At 71.8% G+C, this 6,508-nt stretch carries 7 protein-coding genes; 2 read left to right on the top strand and 5 right to left on the bottom strand.

Annotated features, from left to right (window positions below):
* The 3 genes from HUU95_RS05510 to HUU95_RS05500 all read right to left on the bottom strand — a co-directional run.
* A partial coding sequence (locus HUU95_RS05510) for a heparinase II/III family protein (protein ID WP_174279195.1) occupies positions 1-1,630 on the bottom strand: 1,630 nt, incomplete at its 3' end.
* Entirely contained in the window at positions 1,627-2,289 is a 663-nt protein-coding gene (gene rpe, locus HUU95_RS05505; protein WP_174279194.1) for a ribulose-phosphate 3-epimerase, read from the bottom strand. The genes rpe and HUU95_RS05510, both read right to left, overlap by 4 nt.
* Before the next feature lie 74 nt (positions 2,290-2,363).
* Positions 2,364-3,674 carry an RsmB/NOP family class I SAM-dependent RNA methyltransferase gene (locus HUU95_RS05500; RefSeq protein WP_174279196.1) on the bottom strand — a complete coding sequence of 437 codons (1,311 nt, stop codon included), beginning with the start codon at positions 3,672-3,674 and terminating at the stop codon, positions 2,364-2,366.
* 49 nt (positions 3,675-3,723) lie between these two features.
* On the opposite strand from HUU95_RS05500, the gene HUU95_RS05495 reads away from it, so the two are divergent.
* On the top strand, positions 3,724-3,882 hold the full coding sequence (locus tag HUU95_RS05495) for a DUF1674 domain-containing protein (protein ID WP_174279193.1): 159 nt from the start codon (positions 3,724-3,726) through the stop codon (positions 3,880-3,882).
* Between the two features lie 39 nt (positions 3,883-3,921).
* Here HUU95_RS05495 and HUU95_RS05490 read toward each other — a convergent pair whose 3' ends face one another.
* Both HUU95_RS05490 and glmM read right to left on the bottom strand, forming a co-directional pair.
* Positions 3,922-4,146, bottom strand: a complete 225-nt coding sequence (locus tag HUU95_RS05490) for a DUF1272 domain-containing protein (protein WP_174279192.1) — start codon at positions 4,144-4,146, stop codon at positions 3,922-3,924.
* Positions 4,147-4,158: 12 nt separating this feature from the next.
* Positions 4,159-5,496, bottom strand: a complete 1,338-nt coding sequence (gene glmM / locus HUU95_RS05485; protein WP_174279191.1) for a phosphoglucosamine mutase — start codon at positions 5,494-5,496, stop codon at positions 4,159-4,161.
* Between the two features lie 69 nt (positions 5,497-5,565).
* Here glmM and HUU95_RS05480 point away from each other — a divergent pair.
* On the top strand, positions 5,566-6,508 hold a 943-nt coding region (locus HUU95_RS05480), incomplete at its 3' end, for a dicarboxylate/amino acid:cation symporter (RefSeq protein ID WP_174279190.1).

Here is a 6,508-nt window from a genome sequence, read left to right as displayed (position 1 = left end):
CCTCCCCCGCCAGCGCGCCGCCGCGACAGCGGAACTGCCACAGCGCCGCGCCGGGGCCGCGCAGGATCGCACCCAGCCCGTCGCTGGTCGGCGCCGCGTCCACGCCGGCACCCAGATGGAAGCGGACCGCGAAGGGCGTCGGCGCGGTGCGGCGGCGGCGTCCCTGGGGCAGCAGCATGTCCTCGCCGCGCAGTTCGCGCCCGTCGCCGGTCAACACCAGGGTACGGCGATGGATGAAGCCGAAGCGGCGGACGTAGCCGTCGTGGCTCGCCTCGATCCGGCTAGAGCCCCCGCTCTCCTGCCGGCCAAGCTCCACCGAGCCGACGCCGCGGCCCAATGTGCCGTCCGCCTGGATGGCGGTGGAATTGGTGTCGGCCAGGCACAGCGTCGAATGGGCGGCGGTGGTGCGAAGCCCCTCGACCAGCGCCGCCGGCAGCGTCGCGATGCCCGCGCGCGCTCCGCCGCAGTTCACCACCAGTCGCATCGGCCCATCGGAGAACTCGAACGCCAGCGTCGAGGCGCAGCCGCCGTCCACCACCCGGGCGACCGGCGGCGGCGCCGCGTCGACGATGCCGACCGCGCTTCCCGCGGCCAGTCGTTGATAGCCCCAGTCGCGGGCCTGGCGCAGCGGCCGGGCGCGGATGCCGCTCGCCGCGATCACCTCGGCCAGCCGGTCAGGGCGGGTCGGTCCTCCGCCTTGCCAGCTCGACAGCCCCTGGTCCGAATGGCTGACGCCCAGCAGCGCCGGCACCATCCGCGCCATCGCCCGCACGAACGGCTCGGGCAGCTCCAGCCGGCGCGCGGCATAGGCGGCGCGCAGGCACACCAGCGTCTCGATGATCGCCAGCAGCTGGCGCGGCGAGCGGCTGACGGTGCCGCCATCATCGAACAGCGCGGTGCCCAGCGCGCGGGCAAGCCCCGCCTCCCCGAACGCGCGCCGCGGCTCTCCATTGGGGATCAGCAGTCCGGCGACGATCACCCCCGCCCAGGCGACCACCCGGCTCGCGCCCGGCGTCGCCTTGTCCGCGCCGCGATCGAGGTGCCGTGCGCCCCGGGCCAGCGCATGGAGCACGCTTGAGCGATAAACGAGGTCCGACGACGACAGGATCAGCGGAGCGTGGCTGGTCCACGCGAGCAGACGCCTTCCCCACAGGCTCGGCCGCCATGCCTCGCCCGCCACACTGTCGCCGTGCACGGCGAGCCATCGCGCCATCAGCGTCTCGGCGATCGGGGCGGCTCGCGCGCGCGTCGTGACGGTCGACAGGTCGCGCAGCCAGTCGAAACCGTGGAGATGCTCGCCGAACGGCCGGCTCCAGTCGGGACGCGCGAGGTCGAGCGTAGCCAGATCGCGCTCCTCGCCCTGGAACATCAACCGCCCGTCGAGCAGAGCCCGCCCGCGCGCGACATCGCCTGGCAACGGATCGTCGGGCACCGCCAGCAGCTTGAGCGGATAGCGGCCCTTCAGCCGTATCGTATGGATCGGCGTGCGCCACGTCAGTCGCTGGAACCGCTCCGCCAGCCGATCGGCGAGGGACGGTCCGTTCTCCCCGCCAAGCCGGATCAGCCAGCGGCCGGGCTCGATACCGTCCAGCGCGCCCTCACCCCGATCGTCCGGGTCGGCGTCGCTCACCCGCCCCTCAACGCGGCGATGTTGGCGGGGTAGCCGGCCGGACCGTCGCGAAAGATCGCGGTGCCCGCCACCAGCGCGTCGGCGCCCGCCTCGATGCAGAGGCGCGCGGTGTCGGGATCGACGCCGCCATCCACCTCCAGGTCGATCGCGCGTCCGGTGGCATCGATCATGCGGCGGATCGCGGCGATCTTCTTGAGCTGGCCGGCGATGAAGTGCTGGCCCCCGAAACCGGGATTGACGCTCATCACCAGCACCTCGTCCACCTCGTCCAGGAGGTAATCGAGCACCTTTGCCGGCGTGGCGGGATTGAGGACGACGCCGGCGCGCTTGCCCAGCGCCTTTATGTGCTGGACCGAACGGTGGATATGCGGCCCCGCCTCGACATGGACCAGGATCGTGTCCGCACCGGCCTGCGCGAACGCATCGAGATAGCGGTCCGCCGGCGCGATCATCAGGTGAACGTCGAAGGGCTTGTCGGTCAGCGGCCGGATCGCCTTCACCACCGCGGGGCCGATCGTGATGTTGGGGACGAAATGTCCGTCCATCACGTCGATGTGTATCCAGTCCGCGCCCGCGGCGTCGATCGCGCGCACCTCCTCGCCCAGCCTGGCGAAATCGGCGGACAGGATGGAGGGCGAAATGCGGACGGGCTGGGTCATGAGTATATAATCCTAGAGCGGGTCGGCGCGGTTTAGAAGCGTTGCGTCATGCCGGTGGACTTGCGCTTCCCGGCCTATCCGGCCCGCCGCAGCCGGACGACGAAGAAGCCGTCGCAGCCCCCCTGCCCCGCCACCATGCCGGGCAGCGTGCGGACCCAGCCGCGCGGATCGGGCGCGATCCCGTCGGGCAGTTCCCCGGCGCGAACCGGATCGATCTCGAACTCCAGGTGCGCGGCCATGAAGCGGCCGATCTGCTCCTCCCCCTCCTCCGGCTCCAGCGAGCAGGCGGCATAGACAAGGGTGCCGCCCGGCCGCACCCACGCCGCCGCGCGGGCCAGGAGCTGCGCCTGGAGGGTCGCCGCCGCCTCGATCACGGCCGGACGCGCCCGGTGAAGCACGTCGGGGTGGCGACGGAAGATGCCGGTCGCGCTGCACGCCGCATCCAGCAGCACCGCCGCCGCCGGTTCGGCCGGAGACCATTCCAACAAATCGGCGCGCACGACGTCGGCCTTCAGCCGCGTGCGATGGAGGTTGTCGCGAAGTCGCGCCAGACGACTTTGCGAGCCATCCACCGCCACCGTGCGCCAGCCGGCGGCGGCAAGCTGCATCGTCTTGCCGCCCGGCGCGGCGCACAGGTCCAGCACGGTGGCGCCCGGCTCGGGCGGTGTGCCGAGCAGCCGGGCGGGGATGGAGGCGGCGATGTCCTGCACCCACCACGCGCCTTCGGCATAGCCTGGCAGGTCGGTCACGGCCGTCCCCCGCTCCAGCCGGCGATGGCCAGGCGCGAGCGAGATGCCGCCCAGCCCCTCGGGCGCATCGCCCCGAAGCGTCACGTCGAGCGGCGGCGGCGCGGCGATCGCGCAGCCGGCGGCAGCCACCATGTCCTCGCCCCAGGCGATGCTCCAGCGGTCCGCGACCGCTTCGGGCAGGGTCGGCGCCTCGGGAAGCAGGACACCCGCGCGGGTCAGCGTGCCGAAGACGCCATGGACCAGCTTGCGCGGACCACCATCGACCAGCGGCAGGACGGTCGCGATCGCCGCGTGCGGCGGCGTACCCAGCACAAGCGCCTGCACCAGCGCGATCCGCAACGCCATCCGCGCCTTCGCGTCGGGCGGCAGCGTCTGGCGTGTGGCGCCGTCGATCAGCGCGTCGAGATCGGGCAGGCGGCGCAATACCTCCGCCGCGATCGCATGGGCAAACGCGCGATCGTCGGATCGCGGCAGCTCGCGCGTCGCACCGGGCATCGCCGCGTCGAGCGCCTGCCCGCGTCGCAGCACCGCATCGAGCAGCCGCAGCGCCGAGCGACGGGCGGGCGTGCCGGGCGGATCGGCGACCGGAGCGACGACGATCGGAATGGCGGCTACTTGCGGGGGATCGATCACCATACCCATGTGGACATGATGCGGATCGGCCGCAATCGGAAGGACCATCGCGATGGGCGAACGCCCGGCTCACGTCACCCCGCCCACTCACCTGTCGCCCAACATTCCCGTACCGGTGCCCCAGCCCGCGACCCCGACGGCGGATCCCGACGGCCAGGACCCCACCCGCTATGGCGACTGGGAACTGAAGGGCATAGCGATCGATTTTTGAGAAGGCGGGTTGGGACTGAACGGGGCAGGCTCGGAAATCTCAAGCCTGGAACCGTCGCTCCGTCGAACCCGGATTGCGTTTCAGCGCCGCGCCCAAGCGGGTCGGTCGGTCGACCAGCTCGCCCCCGCAATTGGGGCAGCGATCGTCCAGTTCCTCGGCGCATTCGGCGCAGAAGGTACACTCGAACGAGCAGATGAACGCGCCGGGCGCCTGTGGCGGCAGGTCGGCGCCGCAACGTTCGCAGTCGGGGCGCATCGCCAGCATCGGTCTCTCCTTTCAGGCAGCCGCTTGCCGGACGGCGTCGCATATGCGGTTCACGACCGCCTCGACCTGACCGGGATCGTCGCCTTCCGCCATCACGCGGATCACGGGCTCGGTGCCGGACGGGCGGATGACCAGCCGGCCGCGACCTTTCAGCTCCGCCTCCGCGTGCGCGATCACCGTCTTCACGGCCTCCGCCTCCAGTGGCTCGCCGCCCCGGAACCGCACGTTCTTGAGCAGTTGGGGCAGCGGCTCGAACCGGTGGAGCACCTCGCTCGCACGAGCGCCGGCGCGGACGATCTCGGCCAGCACCTGCAACGCGGCGACCAGCCCGTCGCCGGTGGTGGCGTAATCGGCCAGGATGATATGGCCGGACTGCTCGCCGCCGACGTTATGGCCCCGCGAGCGCATCGCCTCCAGCACGTGCCGGTCGCCCACCCTGGTGCGGACCAGCCCCAGCCCCTGTGCGGCAAGATGACGCTCGAGCCCGAGGTTGGACATGACGGTCGCCACCAGCCCGCCGCCCGCCAGCCGGCCCTGTCGCGCCCAGCCCGCGGCGATCGTCGCCATCAGCTGGTCGCCGTCCACGACCTTGCCCATCTCGTCCACCACGATCAGCCGATCCGCATCGCCGTCTAGCGCGATGCCCAGATCCGCGCCCGAGGCGACGACCGTCTCCGACAGCGTCTGCGGCGCGGTCGAGCCGACGCCATCGTTGATGTTGGTCCCATCGGGGGTCACGCCGATCGCGATCACCTCCGCGCCCAATTCCCACAGCGCGGACGGCGCGACGCGATAGGCGGCGCCGTTGGCGCAATCGATGACGATCTTCATCCCGTCGAGCCTGAGGTCCTTCGGAAAGGTCGCCTTGGCGGAGTTGATGTAGCGGCCCTGCGCGTCGTCGATCCGACGGGCGCGGCCTATCGTGGCGGCGGGCGCCAGCGGCACGTCGCTGTCGATCAGCGCCTCGATTGCCGCTTCCGCCTCGTCGGACAGCTTGTAGCCGTCCGGCCCGAACAGCTTGATGCCGTTGTCCGCGAACGGGTTGTGGCTGGCGGAGATCATAACGCCGATGTCTGCCCGCATGGACTGCGTCAGCATCGCGATCGCCGGCGTCGGCAGCGGTCCGGTCATGACGACGTCCATGCCGACGCTGGTGAAGCCCGCGATCAGGGCGGATTCGAGCATGTAGCCCGACAGGCGCGTGTCCTTGCCGATCAGCACCCTGTGCCGGTGCTCGCCGCGCAGGAAATAGGCGCCCGCCGCCATGCCCACCTTCATCGCCATATGCGCGGTCATCGGCGAGGCGTTGGTGAGGCCGCGGATGCCGTCGGTGCCGAAATATCTTGCCATCGCCTGGTCTTCCGTCGCCTGATGCCGCCCGTGGACGGCCTGTAGCGCCGCAACGCGAGAAGGGCGAGCATGTCGCAGGCCACCCGCATCCTCCTGTCGCTCGGCGCCGGACTGCTGCTGGGCATCGTCGGCGCGCAGATCGCGCCGGGCGCGGCGCTCGCGGCCGGCGCGGTGACGCAGCCGATCGGCGCCGCGTGGCTCCACGGATTGCAGATGACGATCGTGCCGCTGGTCGTCTCGCTGCTGGTCACCGGCATCGGCGCGACGGCGGAAGCGGCGCGGGCAGGGCGGATCACCGCGCGGGCCGTGGCGATGATCGTCGCGATCCTGTGGTCCACGACGCTGATGGCGGCGGTGGCGGAACCGCTGATCCTGCGGCTGTTCCCGCTCCCCGCAGAGCTGTCGACCGCGCTGCGCGGCGCGCTGGCGCAGGGCAGGCCGGTGGGCACCGTGCCGGGACTGGCGGCGTTCTTCGACACGGTGGTGCCCGCCAACGTCGTCGCGGCGGCGGCGGCGGACGGCTTCCTGCCGCTGACGATCTTCAGCCTCGCCTTCGCGTTCGCCACCACGAAGCTGCCGGCGGAGCAGCGCACGGGCTTCGTCGCCTTTTTCCAGGCGACCGTGGACACGCTGCTGATCGTGATCGGCTGGGTGCTCCGCCTCGCGCCGATCGGGGTGGGCGCGCTCGCCTTCGGGGTCGGCGCGCGCACCGGGACGGCGGCGTTCGGGGCGCTGGTCCACTACATCGTCTGCGTGTCGGCGGTTGGGTTCGTCGTCATCGTCGCCGGATACCCGGTGGGGGCGATCGGCGGCCGGATCGGCCTTGCCCGGTTCGCGCGCGCGGTCGCGCCGGCGCAGGCGGTGGCGGTGAGCACCCAGTCCTCGCTCGCATCGCTGCCGGCGATGATCGAGGCGGCGGGATCGCTCGGCGCCGGGCGCGGCATCGCGGGCATCACGCTGCCGCTGTCGGTCGCGATCTTTCGCGCGACCAGCCCGGCGATGAACCTGTCGG

It is taken from the genome of Sphingomonas bacterium, assembly GCF_903643065.1.
Taxonomy (GTDB): domain Bacteria; phylum Pseudomonadota; class Alphaproteobacteria; order Sphingomonadales; family Sphingomonadaceae; genus Sphingomonas.
The sequence above is the reverse complement of the archived record's forward strand: the minus strand, read 5'-3'. Positions and strand labels throughout refer to the sequence as shown.